Source organism: Yonghaparkia sp. Root332 (assembly GCF_001425665.1).
Taxonomy (GTDB): Bacteria; Actinomycetota; Actinomycetes; order Actinomycetales; family Microbacteriaceae; genus Microcella.
This window is the reverse complement of record NZ_LMCX01000001.1, coordinates 918,676-936,842: the sequence shown is the minus strand read 5'-3', so window position 1 is coordinate 936,842 and position 18,167 is coordinate 918,676. Positions and strand designations below refer to the sequence as shown.

General features: G+C 73.2%; 13 protein-coding genes. 4 read left to right on the top strand and 9 right to left on the bottom strand.

Features of this window, described 5'->3' with window-relative positions; all coding sequences use genetic code 11:
- Positions 1 to 3: 3 nt before the first annotated feature.
- The gene (locus ASC54_RS04500; RefSeq protein WP_055896929.1) at positions 4 to 1,476 is read left to right on the top strand and encodes an FAD-dependent oxidoreductase; all 1,473 of its coding nucleotides are present in this window, start codon (positions 4 to 6) and stop codon (positions 1,474 to 1,476) included.
- Here the strand turns inward: ASC54_RS04500 and ASC54_RS04495 are convergent.
- Together ASC54_RS04495 and ASC54_RS04490 are read right to left on the bottom strand one after the other, a co-directional pair.
- Complete coding sequence (locus ASC54_RS04495; RefSeq protein WP_055897978.1) at positions 1,458 to 3,353, bottom strand: heavy metal translocating P-type ATPase; 1,896 nt, start codon at positions 3,351 to 3,353, stop codon at positions 1,458 to 1,460. The two genes, ASC54_RS04500 and ASC54_RS04495, sit on opposite strands and share 19 nt — an antisense overlap.
- A gap of 368 nt (positions 3,354 to 3,721) precedes the next feature.
- Complete coding sequence (locus ASC54_RS04490) at positions 3,722 to 4,939, bottom strand: NADP-dependent isocitrate dehydrogenase (protein ID WP_055896927.1); 1,218 nt, start codon at positions 4,937 to 4,939, stop codon at positions 3,722 to 3,724.
- Between the two features lie 174 nt (positions 4,940 to 5,113).
- On the opposite strand from ASC54_RS04490, the gene ASC54_RS04485 reads away from it, so the two are divergent.
- The 3 genes from ASC54_RS04485 (at position 5,114) to ASC54_RS04475 (ending at position 7,516) form a co-directional block, all read left to right on the top strand.
- Positions 5,114 to 5,566, top strand: a complete 453-nt coding sequence (locus ASC54_RS04485; RefSeq protein ID WP_055857051.1) for a GNAT family N-acetyltransferase — start codon at positions 5,114 to 5,116, stop codon at positions 5,564 to 5,566.
- Between the two features lie 58 nt (positions 5,567 to 5,624).
- The gene (locus ASC54_RS04480; RefSeq protein ID WP_055896924.1) at positions 5,625 to 5,951 is read left to right on the top strand and encodes an MGMT family protein; all 327 of its coding nucleotides are present in this window, start codon (positions 5,625 to 5,627) and stop codon (positions 5,949 to 5,951) included.
- Positions 5,952 to 6,028: 77 nt separating this feature from the next.
- Positions 6,029 to 7,516 (top strand): alpha-amylase family protein, encoded by a 1,488-nt coding sequence (locus ASC54_RS04475; RefSeq protein WP_055896922.1) that lies wholly within the window; start codon positions 6,029 to 6,031, stop codon positions 7,514 to 7,516.
- A gap of 59 nt (positions 7,517 to 7,575) precedes the next feature.
- Here the strand turns inward: ASC54_RS04475 and ASC54_RS04470 are convergent, their stop codons facing one another.
- From ASC54_RS04470 to dhaL, 7 genes are all read right to left on the bottom strand, one after another.
- Positions 7,576 to 9,384, bottom strand: a complete 1,809-nt coding sequence (locus tag ASC54_RS04470) for an ABC transporter ATP-binding protein (RefSeq protein ID WP_055896918.1) — start codon at positions 9,382 to 9,384, stop codon at positions 7,576 to 7,578.
- Complete coding sequence (locus ASC54_RS04465) at positions 9,381 to 11,300, bottom strand: ABC transporter ATP-binding protein (RefSeq protein WP_082514841.1); 1,920 nt, start codon at positions 11,298 to 11,300, stop codon at positions 9,381 to 9,383. The genes ASC54_RS04470 and ASC54_RS04465 overlap by 4 nt, the downstream gene beginning before the upstream one ends.
- A gap of 196 nt (positions 11,301 to 11,496) precedes the next feature.
- On the bottom strand, positions 11,497 to 13,092 hold the full coding sequence (purH, locus tag ASC54_RS04460; protein ID WP_055896916.1) for a bifunctional phosphoribosylaminoimidazolecarboxamide formyltransferase/IMP cyclohydrolase: 1,596 nt from the start codon (positions 13,090 to 13,092) through the stop codon (positions 11,497 to 11,499).
- Between the two features lie 38 nt (positions 13,093 to 13,130).
- Positions 13,131 to 13,715 carry a phosphoribosylglycinamide formyltransferase gene (gene purN, locus ASC54_RS04455; RefSeq protein ID WP_055896913.1) on the bottom strand — a complete coding sequence of 195 codons (585 nt, stop codon included), beginning with the start codon at positions 13,713 to 13,715 and terminating at the stop codon, positions 13,131 to 13,133.
- A gap of 9 nt (positions 13,716 to 13,724) precedes the next feature.
- Positions 13,725 to 14,963 (bottom strand): DUF6350 family protein, encoded by a 1,239-nt coding sequence (locus tag ASC54_RS04450; RefSeq protein ID WP_156376724.1) that lies wholly within the window; start codon positions 14,961 to 14,963, stop codon positions 13,725 to 13,727.
- A 23-nt stretch (positions 14,964 to 14,986) separates the two neighbouring features.
- A complete protein-coding gene (gene ptsP, locus ASC54_RS12570) occupies positions 14,987 to 17,512 on the bottom strand; it encodes a phosphoenolpyruvate--protein phosphotransferase (RefSeq protein WP_082514840.1) in 2,526 nt (841 codons plus the stop codon).
- Positions 17,509 to 18,153, bottom strand: coding sequence for a dihydroxyacetone kinase subunit DhaL (gene dhaL / locus ASC54_RS04440; RefSeq protein WP_055857069.1), 645 nt, complete (start codon positions 18,151 to 18,153; stop codon positions 17,509 to 17,511). The genes ptsP and dhaL overlap by 4 nt, the downstream gene beginning before the upstream one ends.
- Between the last annotated feature and the right edge of the window lie 14 nt (positions 18,154 to 18,167).

Sequence of the window (18,167 nt, the reverse complement as noted above, 5' to 3'; positions counted from 1 at the left end):
ACCGTGGATGCCCTGACCGGCCGTGTGAGCATGTACCGCCTGGCGACGATCACCCTCGCCGCCGTGCTCGCGATGGGCCTCCTGCTCGGTGCTCTCGACATCATCGGGGCCGACCCGATCGGACTCCTGGGCACGCTCGGCGTCGTCGGCGTCGCGACGCTCGGCGCGAACGAGATCGCCGCCCGGGCGGCGCGCGTCGTGCCGCATCGCGAGTCGAGCGTCATCACGGCGCTCATCATCGTGTGCCTCGTGCCGCCGTCGGTCGCGACGATGGATCTCGTCGGCGCCGCCGCCGCGGGCGTCATCGCCGCGCTGTCGAAGTACCTGCTCGTCTGGCGCGGACGCCACATCCTCAACCCCGCGGCGACGGGCGTGTGGGTCGCGGGCCTGTTCGGCCTCACGGTCGGCATCTGGTGGATCGCGACGCCCGAGATGCTGCCGATCGTCGCGCTCGGCGCCCTCGTGCTGCTCGACCGCACGCGGCGGCTCGACGTGGGCGTCGTGCTCGTCGTGCTCACGGTCGCGATCATCGGCACGCGGCTCGTCCTCACGGGCGCCACGCCGCTCGACGCCTACCTGTCCGTGCTCGTCGTCTACCCCGTCGTATTCCTCGCGGGGTACATGCTCTCCGAGCCCCTCACCCTGCCGCCGCGGCGCTGGCAGCAGTGGCTCACGGCGGCCGTCGTCGCCGTCGCGTTCTCGATCCCGTTCTCGTTCCCGCTGGGCCCCGTGCTCATCTACACCTCGCCCGAGCTCGCGCTCCTGCTCGGCAACGTCGTCGCGTTCGCCGTCTCGCGCCGCCCCGGGTTCGCGCTGCGCCTCACGGGCTCTCGCGCGCTCTCGCCGACCGCGACCGAGTTCCGCTTCGCCCCGACGCGGCCCGTGCGGTTCGCGGCCGGCCAGTGGCTCGAGCTGCACCTTCCGCACTCGGCCGACGTCCGCGGCACGCGCCGCGTCTTCTCGATCGCCTCGGCGCCGTCGGCGGCGGTCGGCGACGCCCCCGAGATCGCGATCGGTCTCCGAATGCCCGAGCAGGGCTCCTCGTTCAAGCGCGCGCTCGCCGCGCTCGAGCCGGGGTCGCTCGTGCGCGTGACGCAGGTGAGCGGCGACTTCCTCCTCCCGCGTGACCCGACGGAGCCCATCGTCCTCGTCGCCGGCGGCATCGGGATCACCCCGTTCGCGAGCCAGCTGGACGAGCTGCGCCGCCTCGGCGACGAGCGCGACGTCGTGATCGTCGTGATCCCGTCGGGCGAGGACGAGTCGCTCTACGCGGACGTGCTCGAGGCGTCGGGCGCGCGCGTCGTGACGCTCGCGCGCGGCGCGCTCACCGCCGAGGGCCTGCGCGGGGCCGTGCCCGACATCGCGAGGCGGCGCGGCTACGTGTCGGGGGCTCCGGCGCTCGTCGCGGCGGGCCGCACGGCCCTGCGCTCGGCCGGGGCGAAGCGCGTGCGCACCGACTACTTCGCGGGGTACTGAGCCGGCTCGTCGTCGACGAGTGACTCTCGCGCCGCGGCCGGGCGCGCCCGCGGCGCATCGTCGAGACCGGGCACGGGCGCCGCTCCGGCCCGCACGGCGCGCAGCGCGCCCAGGATGGCGACGAGGTCGACGACCTCCTGCAGCGCGGCTCCCGCGATCGCGGGCAGGAGCCCGATCGACGCCACGATCATGAGCCCGATCGAGATCGCGATGCCGAGCCAGATGCTCTGCAGGGCGATGCGCACCGTGCGGTGCCCGATGGCGACGGCGCGCGCGACGCGCGAGACGTCGTCCAGCAGGATCACGACATCCGCCGACTCGCTCGCCGCAGTCGAGCCCTTCGCCCCCATCGCGATGCCGACGTCGGAGACGGCGAGGACGGGCGCGTCGTTGACGCCGTCGCCGACCATGACGACGGGGCGCGGGCGGGCCTCTCGGATGAGCCGGACCTTGTCCTCCGGGAGGCACTCGGCGTGCAGCTCGTCGATGCCGAGCGCGTCGGCGATCGGCCGCGCGGTCGCCTCGACGTCGCCCGTCACCATGAGCGTGCGCGTCACCCCGAGGCGGGCGAGAGCATCGAGCGTCGCGGCGGCGTCGCCGCGCACGCCGTCACGCAGCACGAGGGTGCCGGCGAAGCGCCCGTCGATCGCGGCGTAGACGACGGCCTCGCCGCTCGCCGTCGTCACCCGCTCGAGGTCGGGCGCGTGCTCGGCGACGAAGGCCGGCTTGCCGACGACGACGCTGCGGCCGTCGACCGTCGCCGTGACTCCGAAGGTCGCGACCTCGCGGGCGTCGGCCGACTCCGCGAGTGCGAGGCCGCGCTCGACCGCGGCCTGCTCGAGCGAGGCGGCGAGAACGTGCGACGAGTACCGCTCGGCCGAGCCCACGAGGCGCAGCAGCTCGTCGGCGGCGAGCCCGTCACGGGGGTGGACGCCGACGACCTCCGGGCGGCCCGCGGTCAGCGTGCCCGTCTTGTCGAAGGCGACCGTGCGGGCGCGCGCGAGCTTCTCGAGCGAGGCCGCGCTCTTCATGACGATGCCGCGCTTCGCGGCGCTGCTCATGCCGCCCATGAACGCGACGGGCGCGGCGATGAGCAGGGGGCACGGGGTCGCGACGACGAGCACCTCGGCGAAGCGCACGGGGTCGCCGCTCAATGCCCATGCGACGCCCGCGATGCCGAGCGACACGGCCGTGAACGGCAGCGCGTAGCGGTCGGCGAGCCGCACCAGCGGCGCCTTGCTGCTGGAGGCCTCGCGGACGAGCTCGACGATGCGCTGGTACTGGCTGTCGACCGCGGCGGCCGCCGCGACGACCTCGAGCGCGGCCGAGCCGTTCACCGACCCGCTCAGCACGAGGTCGCCCGCCGCCTTCTCCACGGGCAGGCTCTCCCCCGTGAGCGACGACTCGTCGAACTCGCCATGCGCGCTCGTGAGCTCGGCGTCGACGGGCACGATCTCGGCGGGCCGCACCAGCAGGCGGTCGCCGACCCGGACATCCGCCGCGGGCACGTCGGTGATCGCGCCCGTAGAGTCGATGCGGTGCGCGAGCTGCGGAACGCGGTCGAGCAGCGCGCGCAGCTCGCGCTGGGCGCGACCGGCCGCGGCGAGCTCGAGCCCCTCGCCGCCGGCGAGCATGAGCACGATCACGAGGCTCGCCCAGTACTCGCCGACGACCACCGTGCTGACGATCGCGGTGACGGCGAGGATGTCGAGACCGAACTGCCCGGAGAGCAGCCCCCTGATCATGCGGACCGCCTCGATCGCGGCGACGGTCAGCGCGAAGATCGAGATGCCCCACCGCGCCGCGGGCTCCGCGCCGGCGGCGAGAAGCCCGAGCCCGATCGCGCCGATGACGAGCGCGAGGGCCACGAGGGGCATGCGGCGGGCGAGGTCGAGGACGCGGGTCACGCTCCCAGGTCTATCGTGCCGAGGGGGCGGGCGCCAGAGTCGTCCGTCCCGGACCGGGCAACCTCGTGACGCGCACCGTGCGCGTCAGTCGCAGGTGCAGCGCTGCTCGGCGGGGACTCCCTCGAGCGCCTGCTCGATGTGCTGGCCGCAGCCGGCCCAGGTGGTCTTGCCGCAACGGTCGCAGCGGGCGGGAGAGCACATGGTGGTTCCTTCCGGTGGAGGGGGCGTCGGTTCGGCCCGTGGCGTCAGAATACCCCGGGGGGTATATGCGCGCAAGTCGCCGCAGACGACGGATGCCCGTGGCACGCGGCCACGGGCATCCGGTCGTTCTCGGTCGGCTAGGCGCCGAGGCGCTGCTTCAGGTTCTCGTCGAGGGCCTCGAGGAAGTCCTCGGTGGTCATCCACGCCTGGTCGGGGCTCACGAGCAGCGCGAGGTCCTTCGTCATCTTGCCGCTCTCGACGGTCGTGATGACGACGTCCTCGAGGGTCTCGGCGAAGGTGATGAGCTCGGCGTTGCCGTCGAGCTTGCCGCGGTGCATGAGGCCGCGCGTCCACGCGAAGATCGACGCGATCGGGTTCGTCGAGGTCGGCTTGCCCTGCTGGTGCTGGCGGTAGTGGCGCGTGACCGTGCCGTGGGCCGCCTCGGCCTCGACGATCTTGCCGTCGGGCGTCGTCAGCACGCTCGTCATGAGGCCGAGCGAGCCGAAGCCCTGCGCGACGGTGTCGGACTGCACGTCGCCGTCGTAGTTCTTGCAGGCCCAGACGTAGCCGCCCTCCCACTTCATGGCCGAGGCGACCATGTCGTCGATGAGGCGGTGCTCGTAGGTGATGCCGGCGGCCTCGAACTGGTCCTTGAACTCGGCGTCGTAGATCTCCTGGAAGATGTCCTTGAAGCGGCCGTCGTAGGCCTTCAGGATCGTGTTCTTCGTCGAGAGGTACACGGGGTAGTTGCGCGCGAGGCCGTAGTTGAGCGAGGCCCGGGCGAAGTCGCGGATCGACGCGTCGAGGTTGTACTGCACCTGCGCGATGCCGTCGCCGGGCGACTGGTAGACCTCGAACTTCTGCGGCTCGGAGCCGTCCTCCGGCGTGAACTCGACCGTCAGCGTGCCCTTGCCCTTGAAGAGGAAGTCGGTCGCGCGGTACTGGTCGCCGAACGCGTGGCGGCCGATGATGATCGGCTTGTTCCAGCCGGGCACGAGGCGCGGGATGTTCGAGATGATGATCGGCTCGCGGAAGATGACGCCGCCGAGGATGTTGCGGATCGTGCCGTTGGGGCTCTTCCACATCTTCTTGAGGCCGAACTCCTCGACGCGCGCCTCGTCGGGCGTGATCGTCGCGCACTTCACGCCGACGCCGTGCTTCTGGATGGCGTGGGCCGCGTCGATCGTGACCTGGTCGTCGGTCTCGTCGCGGTGCTGGATGCCGAGGTCGTAGTACTCGAGCGTCACATCGAGGTACGGGTGGATGAGGCGGTCCTTGATGAACTGCCAGATGATGCGGGTCATCTCGTCGCCGTCGAGCTCGACGACGGTGCCTTCGACCTTGATCTTCTGCACAGGGATCCTTTCGCACGTTCACGGGCGTCGAGGTGGTCGACGGCCCGGGGCCGCGATGGCGGCCGATCGGGGGCACGGTGAGGCCCGGCTCGATCCTACCGCGTCGGGTCATCTGTCTCGACGTCGAGATAAATCGGTCGGATGCTCGGCGCACGTTCTGACTACCCTGGGGTCATGGGCGATCTGAGACTGGAAGAACTGTCGGCGAAGACCATCGTGGCCGCGAACGGCCTGACCCTGCGGCCCGGGCAGGAGCAGTTCGTCACTCCCGTCTCGTACTCGGCCGCTGACGCGTACCTCAACCCGACCACGACGTGGGCGCGCGTCGTGCTCGACGGGGAGGAGGTCGTGGGCTTCATCCGCGGCAACTTCGACCCCGATCACGAGAAGCCCGAGTTCCGCAGCTGCATCTGGCGCATCAACGTCGACGCCACCAAGCAGGGTCGCGGCGTCGGGCGGTTCGCAGTGCGCGAGCTCGCCCAGGAAGCCCGCTCACGCGGCTTCGAGACCGTGACCGTCATCTGGGAGACCGGCGAGGAGGGCCCGGGCGAGTTCTTCCGCCGACTCGGATTCGAGGAGGTCGGCGAGACGGAGTACGGCGAGAAGATCGGGTCGCTGCCCGTCTGATGCGCGAGACCCGCCCGATACGCGCGGACGCCCTCTCCCGGCCCGAGCGCGGTCGCACATGAGCGAGTCGCCCCTCGACTTCGCGGCGTTCGTGCACGTCATCGTCGGCGACATCCCCGCCGGTCGGGTCATGACCTACGGCGACGTCGCCGCCGAGCTCGGCTCGCTGGGCGCCCGAGCGGTCGGGCGCATCCTCGCCACCTCCGACGGCACCGGTCCCTGGTGGCGCGTCATCGGATCCGACGGCCGCCCGCCCGCGGGCCACGAGGTCGAGGCGCTCGAGCACTACGAGCGCGAGGGCACTCCCCTGCGCTGGGTCGGGGACCGCGGCGAGCCCGACGCCTACCGCATCGATCTCGCGCAGGCGCGGCACCGCTTCAGCTGAGCGGCGCGATGGGCGGGATGCCCGGCGCACCGTACACTCTGTGCAAGCGCTTGCAGACTGCACGAAGGAGTGTCCCGATGCGCCGCACCCGACCCGCTCGACCTCCGGCCGCCCGCCGCCGCGCGCGCACCGCGCTCGCGGGGCTCGCCGCCTCCGTGCTGCTCGTGCTCGCGGCCTGCACCCCGGCCTCGCAGCCGCCGGAGCCGCAGGATCGGCGCGATGCGGGCATCCTCATGTTCCAGTGGACGTGGGATGCGATCGCCGCGGAATGCCCGGCCCTGGGCGAGATCGGCATCGACTGGGTGCTGACGAGCCCGCCGCAGGAGCACGTCGTCGGGCCGCAGTGGTGGGTCGCGTACCAGCCGGTGTCGCACCGCATCGAGTCGCGGCTCGGCTCGCGCGAGCAGTTCGCGGCCATGGTCGAGTCGTGCGGCGAGGCCGGCGTCGATGTCGTCGCCGACGCCGTCATCAACCACATGTCGGGGCAGGACGACCCCGGCGTCGGCTGGGCGGGCAGCGCGTACGAGCACTACCGCTACCCGGGGCTGTTCACGCCTGCGGACTTCCACTCCTGCACCGAGTCTCCGACGGGCGACATCATCGACTACCGCGACCGCGCCGAGGTGCAGCGCTGCGAGCTCGTGAACCTCGCCGACCTCGCGACCGAGACCGACCGGGTGCGCGAGCGGCTGCGCGCCTACCTCGACGACCTGCTGTCGCTCGGCGTCGCGGGCTTCCGCATCGACGCCGCGAAGCACATGCCGCCGGAGGACATCGCCGCGATCGTCGACGGCCTCCCGGAGGGCACGCGCGTCTACCAGGAGGTCATCCGCGGCCAGGGCGAGCCCATCCAGCCGGAGGACTACGCAGCGACCGGCCCCGTATGGGAGTTCGCCTACGCCCGCACCCTCACGAGCATGATCGAGACCGGCGCGCTCAACCCCGAGGTGCGCTTCGGCCCCGAGGGCCGCACCCTGCCGAGCGAGCAGGCGATCGCCTTCGTCGACAATCACGACACCGAGCGCAACGGCGAGACGCTCTCGTACAAGGACGGCGAGGCGTACGCCCTCGCGACGGCGTTCCTCCTCGCCCACCCGTACGGAACGCCGCAGCTGACCTCGGGCTACGCCTTCGAGGGGCGGGATGCCGGGGCGCCGGCCGACGACTCCGGTCGCGTCATCGACGCCTCCTGCGCGGAGGCCCCCGCCGAGCCGCGTCCGCGCTACGAGCCCGGCACCTGGGTGTGCCCGCAGAGCTGGGATCTCGTGCGCGGCATGCTCGCCTTCCGCGCCGCGGTCGGAGACGCTCCTCTCACCGACGCGACCGAGTTCGAGGCGCGCGAGCTGCGCAGCGTCACGGCATTCGGCCGCGGCGCCTACGGGTTCGTCGCCTTCAACGCGGGCGCCACGGGCGCGACGGCGAGCTTCGACACGTCGCTCGTGGCCGGCCGGTACACCGACGCGGTGTCGGGCGAGGTGATCGAGGTCGACGGCGAGGGTCGATTCACGGCCGAGGTGCCGGGGCTCGGCGTGGTCGCGCTGCACGTCGGCGCGGTCGAGCGCTAGCGCGACCGCGCCGACGGAGCGCGCCGACCGCGCCGCGCGACTCGCCTTCCGCAGAGCCCCTAGACGAGCGACTCGCGCCAGGCGGCGTGCAGCTGCGCGAACTTCCCCGACCCGGCGATGAGCTCGGCCGGCGTGCCGTCCTCGATCACCTCGCCGTGCTCCATGACGAGCACGCGGTCGGCGATCGCGACGGTCGAGAGCCGGTGCGCGATGATCACCGCGGTGCGGTCGGCGAGCAGCGTCTGCAGGCCGATCTGCACGAGCCGCTCGCTCGGGATGTCGAGCGACGCCGTCGCCTCGTCGAGGATCAGCACGACCGGGTCGGCGAGGAACGCCCGCGCGAACGAGATCAGCTGCCGCTGCCCCGCCGAGACGCGGCCGCCGCGCTTGTTGACGTCGGTGTCGTACCCGTCGGGCAGCGACTCGATGAACTCGTGCGCCCCCACCGCGCGCGCCGCCGCGACGATCTCGTCGCGCGTCGCCTCGGGCTTGCCGAGCGCGATGTTGTCGGCGACGGTGCCGGAGAACAGGTACGCCTCCTGCGTGACCATGACGATCGCGCGCCGCAGATCCTTCGGGTGCAGCTTCCGCAGGTCGACGCCGTCGAGCGTCACCGCGCCCTCGCTGGGGTCGTAGAAGCGCGCGATGAGCTTCGCGAGCGTCGACTTGCCGGCCCCCGTCGTGCCGACGAGCGCGATCGTCTGCCCGGCCGGGATGGTGAGCTCGAGGCGCGGCAGCACGACCGAGTCGTCGTTGTACGAGAAGCGCACCTGGTCGAAGTGCACGGCTCCGCGCGCCTTCCACAGGTCGATCGGCGTCGTGGGGTCGGGCACCGACGGCTTCTCCTCGAGCACGCCCGAGATCTTCTCGAGCGCGGCGGCGGCCGACTGGTACGAGTTGTAGAACATCGCCATCTCCTCCGCCGGGTCGAAGAACCGACGGGTGTAGAGAACGATGCCGAGCAGCGAGCCGATGAGCAGGTCGCCCTCGATGATCCGGAACGCCCCGACGAGGAGCACGGCCGCGACCGTGATGTTGCCGATGAGCACGAGCCCGGGATCGAAGATGCCGAAGACCTGGATCACGCGCGCGTTGGCGTGCCGGTAGTCCTCGACGAGTCCGCCGAAGTGCTCCTCGTTGCGCTTCTCCTTCCGGAACGCCTTGACGGCGCGGATGCCCGTCATGGTCTCGACGAACTGGACGATGAGGCGCGCGGAGGCCACGCGCGTCTGCCGGAAGAGCTTCTGCGATCGCACCTGGAACCACCGCGTGAGCGCGATGAGCGGGATGAGCGCGACCGCGAGCACGAGGCCCGAGGTGGGGTCGAGCAGCACGAGTGCGGCGGCGGTGAAGCCCATGTAGAGGGCGCCCGAGACGAGCTGCGTGAGCCCCGCATCGAGCAGCTCGCGGATCGAGTCGAGGTCGCTCGTCTGCCGCGCGATGATGCGCCCCGAGGTGTACGACTCGTGGAACTCGAGCGACAGCCGCTGGGTGTGCAGGAACACGCGCTTGCGCAGGTCGAGCAGGATGGCCTGGCTCAGCCGCGCCGCCATCACCTGGAACAGCGCGATGAAGCTCGCGCCGGCCACGCCCGTCAGAACGTAGGCGGACACGATCAGGACCACGGGCATCCAGTCGCCCTGCCCCTGCAGCGCCGGGAGTCCTCGGTTGATGCCCGCCGCGATGAGAGCGGGACCGGCCACCTGCAGCGCGATGGACAGCACGATGACCGCCATCGTCGCGATGGCGCGACCGCGCACCGGGCGCACGAGCGACCCGAGCAGGCGCAGCGATCGCCGACGCAGGGCGCGCGACTCGGCCTTCGAGAAGTCGTCCCTCTCCTCGCCCTCGACACCGGTGACGCTCATCGCTTGACCTCCCCGTCGCGCTCGATGACGCGCGACTCGCGATCGACGGCCTCGCGGCGCCGACCCTCTTCCTCCGCGAGCTTGAGCTCGCGATCCTCGCGCTCGGTCTGAGCGAGCTCCTCGTCCTCGAGCGACGAGATGACGTAGCGGTAGTGCTCGTTGCGCCTGAGCAGCTCGCTGTGGGTGCCGACGTCGGTGATGCGCCCCTCCTGCAGGAGGGCGACGCGGTCGGCCATCTGCACGGTGGAGGGTCGGTGGGCGACGATGAGTCCGGTCGTCGTCGCGAGCACGCGCCGCAGCGCCGCCTCGACGAGCGCCTCGGTGTCGACGTCGAGCGCCGAGAGCGGGTCGTCGAGCACGAGCACCGCGGGGCGCGCGGCGACCGCGCGCGCGAGTGCGAGGCGCTGCCGCTGGCCGCCGGAGAGGCTCAGCCCCTCCTCCCCCACGGTCGTGTCGACGCCGTCGGGCAGCCGGTGCACGAAGTCGGCCTGGGCGATCTCGAGCGCCTCGGCGAGCACGCGGTCGGCCTCGGCGCGCACCGCGGGGTCGTCGCCCTCGAGCTCGGGGCGGCCGAGCAGCACGTTGTCGCGCACGCTCGCCGAGAACAGCGTCGCGTCCTCGAAGGCCATCGCGATGTGGCGGCGCAGCTCCTCGCGCGACAGGTCGCGGATGTCGACGCCGTCGAGCAGAACGCGCCCGCTCGTGACGTCGTACAGGCGCGTCGCGAGCGCGGTGAGCGTCGTCTTGCCGCTGCCCGTGATGCCGACGAGCGCCATGGTCTCGCCGGGCTCGAGGGTGAGAACGAGCCCCGCGAGGGTCCCGGGGCGGTCGGCAGGGGCATCCTGGTACCGGAACCCCACGTTCTCGAACGTCAGCCGCCCCTCGGGCGCACCGATCGTGGCCGGATGCGCGGGGTCGACGATCGCATTGACCTCGTCCATGACCTCGAAGTATCGGTCGGTCGCCGACCGCGTGTCGTAGGTCATGGCGAGCAGGAACCCGATCGACTCGACGGGGAAGCGCAGCACCGTCGCCGTGGCGAAGAAGGCCAGCAGCTCGCCCACGCTCAGCTCGCCCGCCGCCGCGAGCCCCACGCCGCCCAGCAGGCACAGCGCGAAGGCGACGTCGGGGATCATGATGAGCCAGAAGTAGATGCCGGCGACGGAGCGCGCCTTCTCGATCTCGGTCGAGCGCAGCAGCTCGGCCTGGTCGGCGAACTTCAGCAGCGAGTGCTTGCCGCGACCGAACGCCTTGAGCACGCGGATGCCGTGCACGCTCTCCTCGACCGCTGTCGCCAGGTCGCCCTGCTGGTCCTGCGCGCGGCGCGAGATGACCGAGTACTTCTTCTCGAAGACGTAGCCGTAGATCCAGAGCGGGGCCGAGCACACGAGGAACAGAAGTCCGAGCCAGAGGTTCCAGTACACGAGCACGCCGAAGCCGATGACGATCGTCACGACGTTGACGACGAGCAGCACGAGGCCGAACGAGATCCAGCGGCGGATGAGGTTGAGGTCGCTCACGGCGCGCGACAGCAGCTGGCCCGACTGCCACCGGTCGTGGAAGGCGACGGGGAGGTCCTGCAGCTTCGCGTAGAGGCCGTTGCGCATGCGCGCCTCGATGTGGGTGCCGGGCGTGAGCACGAACCAGCGGCGCAGGGCGATCATGACGGCCTCGAGCACGCCGAGCACGAGGACGAGCACGACGGCGGGCACGATCGCCTCGGACGAGCCCGACGACAGCGGCCCGTCGACGAGCTGCTGCAGCACGAGCGGGATCGCGAGCGCGACGACTCCGGCGAGCAGCGCGGCGACCATGCCGAGGTAGATGCGCGGCATCGCCGGCTTCGCGTACGGGTACAGCCGGGCGATGGCCCTGGCCGTGCTCAAGCGGGGTCGGTCGTGCTGCGTCGTCGACATGGTGGTCCTCTGGCGGCGCGCTCCGATCGTGTCGGGGCGCGCATCGAAGCGGCGGATGCCGCAGTCAGGTGGCGGATGCTGGTGGCTGCTGGTGCGGTGCCGGGCTGCGACCGCCCCCGATCGGGAGCGGCGCAGCGTAGCCTTCCAGCTTAGACCCGGAGCGGAGGGATTGTCGACACCGGTTCCGGGTCGGCGCCTAGTGGAAGAAGTGCCGCTCGCCCGTGAGGTACATCGTCACGCCGGCCGCCTGGGCCACCGCGATGACCTCCTCGTCGCGCACCGAGCGGCCGGGCTGCACGACCGCGCGCACGCCCGCGTCGATGAGCACCTGCAGGCCGTCGGCGAAGGGGAAGAACGCGTCGCTCGCCGCGACCGAGCCGCGCGCCCGGTCTCCGGCGCGCGACACCGCGAGGTGGCACGAGTCGACGCGGTTGACCTGGCCCATGCCGACGCCTACCGAGGCGAGGCCTGCGGCGAGCAGGATCGCGTTCGACTTCACGGCGCGGCAGGCCCGCCACGCGAACTCGAGGTCGGCGAGGGTCGCATCGTCGGCGGGCTCGCCGCTCGCGAGCGTCCAGTCGGAGGCCGGTGCGAAGCGGTGGTCGGCCTGCTGCCGCAGCATCCCGCCGCTCACCTGGCGCAGCTCGACGCTCGGCACGGCGAAGCCGGCGGGCAGCTCGAGCAGGCGGATGTTCTTCTTCTCCATCAGCAGCTCGAGCGCCTCGGGCTCGAAGCCGGGAGCGACGACGACCTCGGTGAAGATCGGCGCGATCGACGCGGCGGCCTCGGCGGTGATGACGCGGTTGGCGGCGATGACGCCGCCGAACGCCGACACGGGGTCGCACGCGTGGGCGGCCGCGTGGGCCTCGGCGATGCTCGACCCGACGGCGATGCCGCACGGGTTCGCGTGCTTGATGATCGCGACGGCGGGAGCCTCGTGGTCGTACGCGGCGCGCACGGCGGCGTCGGCGTCCACGAAGTTGTTGTACGACATCTCCTTGCCGTGCAGCTGGCGCGCGTGGGCGATGCCCTGCGCGCCGTCGACGCGGTAGAGCGCGGCGGCCTGGTGGCTGTTCTCGCCGTATCGCAGCACCTGCTGCAGCGTCGCGTGCACGTCGATCGTCGCGGGGCTGCCGCCGGCCGCGGGATGCTCGGCGCGGATGCCGAGCGAGTCGGCGAACCAGCCGGCGACGGCGGTGTCGTACGCGGCGGTGTGCGCGAACGCCTTCGCGGCGAAGCGCTGGCGCTGCGCGAGCGTCGTACCGCCGAGCGTCACGGCCTTGCTGATCATGACGTAGTCGGCCGGGTCGACGATGATCGCGACGTTGGCGTGGTTCTTCGCCGCGGCGCGCACCATCGCGGGGCCGCCGATGTCGATCTGCTCGACGACCGCGTCGCCCTCGGCGCCGCTCGCGACGGTCTCGACGAAGGGGTAGAGGTTCACGACGACGAGGTCGAAGGCGGCGATGCCGAGCTCGGCGAGCTGCCGCTCGTGGCTCTCGAGGCGCAGGTCGGCGAGAACGCCCGCGTGCACGCTCGGGTGCAGGGTCTTCACGCGCCCGTCGAGCGCCTCGGGAAAGCCCGTGACGCTCGAGACCTCCGTGACCGGATGCCCGGCCGCCGCGATCGTCGACGCCGTCGAGCCCGTCGACACGATCTCGACGCCCGCGCTCGCGAGAATCGCCGCGAGCTCGAGCAGCCCGGTCTTGTCGCTCACGCTCACGAGCGCGCGGCGCACGGGCACGGCGTCGCGGTGGCGGTACGAGGCGGGGTCGTGGGCGGGGCCGGCCATGGGGGTGCTCCTCGAGTGTGGGGTGGTGGGGTGCGGTTCTAGAGGGCGGCGAGGTCGATCTCGCCCGTGGCGATGCCGCGCACGGTCTCGATCAGCAGGCGCCGCTCGACGGGCTTGATGCGCTCGTGCAGGCTGTGCTCGGTGTCGCCGGGGAGGACCGGAATGCGCTCCTGCGCGAGGATCGGCCCGGAGTCGACGCCCGCGTCGACGACGATGACGCTCGCGCCGGTCTGCTCGACACCGGCCGCGAGCGCGTCGCGCACGCCGTGGGCGCCGGGGAACTCGGGCAGGTAGGCGGGGTGCGTGTTGATGATGGTCGGGGCGAGCGCGTCGACGACGGTCGCGGGCAGCAGGCGCATGAGCCCGCTCAGCACGACGAGGTCGGGCTCCCACTCGCGGATCGTCGTCAGCAGCTCGTCGCCCCAGGCCTCGCGCGAGGGGAACGACGAGTACGGCACCGTGAAGCTCGGGATCCCGAAGGCCTCGGCGTGCGCGAGACCGTCGGCCTCGCGATCGGCGCCGACCGCGACGATGTGCGCGGGGTAGTCCGCGTGCGCCGACGCCTCGAGCAGAGCGCGCAGGTTCGACCCGCCGCCCGAGATCAGAACGACGACCCGCAGCACGCTCCCAGGCTACTCGCTGCGCGGATGAGCATCGGACGCCCGAGGGGCCCACGGCAGGCGCACTCCCCCGGCGAGCAGGCCGAGTGCGGCGCCGACGAGCGTCTCGACGAGCATCCAGACCCCCACGGCGACCGGGTCGGGGCCGACCGTCGCGAGGCGACCCGGGCCCGCCGCGCCCGCGGCGATCCAGGCCGAGAAGGCGGCGAGGATGCCCGCGGCGAGCGCCGCCGCCCCCGCCGTCGCGAGCGCCCAGGGCTCCGGTCGCCGGTCGGGGCCGAGCGCGGCGACGAGCCGCGGCCGCACGAGCACGCCCGCGACGAAGGCCGCGAGCACCGGCACGAGCACCACCACGAGCCCGGGGCTCGCATCGCTCGTCGGCAGGGCGCCGAGCAGCGGGACGGCCGGGAGCGGCCCGACGACGGTGCCGAGCGGCGAGATCGCCGAGCCGGTGCCGATCGCGAACCCGGGGCCGATGAGCCACGAGGCCGTCCAGAGCACGACGGTCGGGATGAGCGCGAGCTGCCCGACCGTGAGGGCGATGCCGCCGAGCACGTCGGCCTGCACGCTCTCGTACAGGGCGATGACCTGCCCGTAGCCGAGGACGAGCGCGGCGGCCGTCACGACGCCGGCCGCGCCGACGACGGTGATGACGGCGCCGGAGCCGAGGCGCAGCGCCGAGCCGATGATGCCGCGCGCGAGGGAGGGGAGGCGCTCGAGCAGGGCATCCGCCCGCTCGCGCCACGGACCGCGCGCGTCGAGCGAGGCGACGCCGAAGCCGAGAGCGAAGACGAGGGCGGGGAAGATCGCGGTCTGCCCGCGCGCGATGAGAGCCGCGGGGTGGGTCGCGCTGAGCGCCGCGAGACCGCCGATGACGAGGATGCCCGCGATCGCGACCGCGCCGCCGAGCGCCCGGTGCGGCTCGCCCAGCGATCGCCGGCCCATCTGCCACCCGGCGAGCAGCGTGAGCGCCGCGAAGCCCAGGAGGGCGAGGGAGACGAGGAACGGCTCGGCCGCCGCGTCGGCGCCGACGGCCGCGGCGGTCACCGGGTCGAGCGTGAACGTGACGTCGGCGCCGTGGCCGAGCGCCCAGATGTCGACCGCGGCGCGCCAGAACGGCAGCCAGTCGAGCTGGAAGCCGAACTGCACCGCCCACATCACGGTGAGGATCGACAGCGGGATGCCGATGCCGATGCCGACCACGAGGAACGCCTCGAGAGCGGAGAAGAGGACGGTCGACCGGCGGTTCATCGGGGGCGAGCCTACCGGCGGGGCTAGCTGGCCAGGGCCTCCCGCGCCGCCGCTCGGGCCGCCGCCGGATCGGTCGCCGCGCACGCCGCCTCGGCCGCGGCCCGGCACTGCGCGAGCGTCGCGGAGGACACGATCGCCCCCACCGCGGTGATCGCGCGCGCCGCCATCGACAGGCTCGTCACGCCGAGCCCCACGAGCACGGGCGCGAGCGCGGGGTCGGCGGCGGCCTCGCCGCACACCCCGACCGGGGTGCCCGACCGGGTGCCCGCCGCGCCGATCAGGCGGATGGCGCGGAGCACCGCGGGTTGCCACGGGTCGGCGAGGTGGGCGAGCTCGCCCGACATGCGGTCGGCGGCCATCGTGTACTGCGAGAGGTCGTTGGTGCCGATGCTCACGAAGTCGACGGCGGCGCACAGCTCGTCGGCGACGAGCGCCGCGGCCGGAGTCTCGATCATCACGCCGACCGTGGCGTTGCCCGCGGCGCGGGCGCGCGCGGCGAACTCGGTCGCCTCGGCGACGGTCGCGATCATCGGGGCCATGACCCAGGCATCCGCCCTCTCGGCGCCGGCGGCGCGCGCGATCGCGCGCAGCTGCGCGTCGAGCACCTCGGGGTCGCGGCGGGAGGTGCGGTAGCCGCGGACTCCGAGCGCGGGGTTCGGCTCGTCGTCGGAGGTGAGGAACGGCAGGGGCTTGTCGCTGCCGGCGTCGAGGGTGCGGACGACGACGCGCGCACCGGGGAAGGCCGCGAAGACCTCGCGGTAGGCCGCGATCTGGTCGTCGACGCTCGGCTCGCTCGTGCGGTCGAGGAAGCAGAACTCGGTGCGGAACAGCCCGACGCCCTCGGCCCCGCGCTCGACGGCGCGGCGGATGTCGCGGGGGGCGCCGACATTCGCCCCGAGCACGACGCGGTGCCCGTCGGCCGTCTCGCCCGGGCCCTCGAAGGGCGGCAGGGTGATGACGCCCGTCGCGGTCGCGCGCGTGCCCTCGTCGGGCTGGACGATGAGCTCGCCCGTGTCGCCGTCGACGAGAACGACGGTGCCGTCGGCGAGCGCCGTCGCCCCGGCCGCGCCGACGATGGCCGGCAGACCGAGCTCGCGCGCGAGGATCGCCGTGTGCGAGGTCGGACCGCCCTGCTCGGTGACGATCGCGAGGCAGCGCTCGGGGTCGAGGCCGACCGTGTCGACGGGGGCGAGGTCGTCGGCGACGAGGATGAACGGGTGGTCGCGCTCGGGCACACCCGGCCGCTCGACGCCCGTGAGACGGGCGATGATGCGGTCGCGCACGTCGACGAGGTCGGTCACGCGCTCGGCCATGCGCCCGCCGAGCTCGCGGTACTGCGCGGCGGTGCGGCCCAGCTCGACCCAGACCGCGCGCTCGGGCGTGAGCCCCTCGTCGCGCACGAGCGACTCGGCCGCACGATGCAGGGCCGGGTCGGCGGCGATCGCGGCGGTCGCGACGAGCACGTCGCGGCGCTGGCCGCTGAGGGTCTGCGCCGTCGTGTGCATCTCGCCCGCGACGGCGAGCATCGACTCGCGCAGGCGCGTCGCCGCGCCGCGCCGCTCGTCGGCGGGGATGCGCGCGGCCGCGTCAGGCTCGTCGGCCGCGTGCACCATGACGGCGACGGGGCCGACCACACGGCCGGAGCTCACGCCCAGGGGGTGGGACAGGGCGGCAGGGCGCGCGGGGGCGACGGGGGCCGAGGCGGCGGGGGCGGCGGCCGGGGCGGCGGGTGTCGCAGCGGCGCCGTCGAGCTCGGCGAGCTCCTCGCCGAAGCCCGACTCGATGAGCGCGCGCACCTCTTCGACCGCCTCGGCGGCGCCCGCGCCGCTCGCCGCGATGCGGACGATCGTGCCGGGGCCCGCGCCCAGGATGGCGATGCCGATCGGGCTCGTCGCGTCGACCGGGCCCTTCGACCCGGTCGCGAGAGTGAGGGCGACGCCGCGCTCGGCCACGAGACCGGCGATCTCGGCCGCCGGGCGGGCGTGAAGGCCTGCCACGTTGCGCACGACCGCCTCCGCGATCGCGGGCGGGGGTGCGGCCGACGCGAGGTCGTCGACGGGGGCCGGCGGGGCATCCGCCGCGTTCGTCGCGTCGGCGGTCGCGGAGTCCCCACTGACGACGGGCGCGTCCCCCAGCTGCTCGCTCTTCGGACGCAGGGCGCCGAGCGCCTCGGTGGCGACGGTGTCGAGGTCGGCCCCGCCGGCCGCGCGGACGACGGCCGCGAGGAGGCCCTCGACGAAGGGCGCCGAGACGAGGCGCACGCGGAGATCGGGGTCGGCCACGAACTCGAGCGCCATCTCGGCGCTCATGACGGCCGAGCCGAGATCCATGAGCACGACGACGCCCGCGCCGCCCGCGCCGACCTCCACGATCGCCTCGGAGACCCGCACCGCATCGGTGCCCGTGCCGCCGTCGGCCGTGCCCGCCGCGATCGCGATGGGCGGCGGATCGCCCGCGACCATCTCGAGGGCGAGGGCGACGGCCGCCTCGGCGAGGGGTCGACTGTGCGAGACCGCGACGATGCCGACGCGGGGGGCTTCGACGCTCACGACGCCGTGACCTCCGCGAGGGCGTCGAACAGCAGCGCGGTAGAGGTGGCGCCGGGGTCGAGGTGGCCGGCGCTGCGCTCGCCGAGATAGCTCGCGCGACCCTTGCGGGCCACGAGCGGCTCGGTCGCGTCGCGGCCGGCTTCGGCGGCATCGCGGGCCGCGGCCGTCGCCTCGGCGAGGGATGCGCCCGAGGCGATCGCCGCATCCATCGCCTCGAGCGCGGGCGCCATCGCGTCGAACATCGTCTTGTCGCCCGCCTCGGCCTTGCCGCGCGCGACGACTCCGTCGAGCCCGGCGCGGAGGGCGGAGGAGAGCGCCGCCGCATCGCACTCCGCGACCGCCCCGGCCGTCATCCCGAGTCGGAGGAAGAAGGTGCCGTAGAGCGGCCCGCTCGCCCCGCCCACCGACGTGACGAGGGTCATCCCCACCGTCTTGAACAGCTCGTCGGCGGTCGTGGCGGGCGAGGCGCCCACCTTCTCCATCACGGCGGCCATGCCGCGGGCCATGTTGGCCCCGTGGTCGGCGTCGCCGATGGCCGAGTCGAGCTCGGTCAGGTACGACCTGTGCTCGGTGACGCGGTCGCGGAAAGCGGCGAGCCAGGCGGTGAAGCCCTCGATCGTGATGGTGTCGGTGGTGCTCATGGTTCTCCTCGGTC